A 220-nucleotide genomic window follows, 5' to 3' on the forward strand; every position below is an offset into this window, starting at 1 on the left:
GGACCGGTCGGCAAGCACCGCGTTGCTACCCGCCTGCCCATTGGGCCGAATCAACGAGAATACGAAGGAGCCGATCAACCCCGTGATCACAATCAGCACACCCATCAGCACCGCGCGTGACTGAGTGCGCAACGGGTCGACCAGCATGCGGGTGTCGTGCAATGCGATTCCGGCGGCGATTCGGCGCATCACGAACCGCCAGCCCGTCACCTGATGGCGG

1 protein-coding gene is annotated in these 220 nt (G+C 64.1%); it reads right to left on the reverse strand.

The features are described 5' to 3' along the window. Positions 1–220, reverse strand: a 220-nt coding sequence (locus BST12_RS30360) for a type VII secretion protein EccB (RefSeq protein ID WP_211281455.1), incomplete at both ends; no start/stop codon positions are given.

This window comes from Mycobacterium angelicum (genome assembly GCF_002086155.1).
In the GTDB taxonomy this organism is placed as follows: domain Bacteria; phylum Actinomycetota; class Actinomycetes; order Mycobacteriales; family Mycobacteriaceae; genus Mycobacterium; species Mycobacterium angelicum.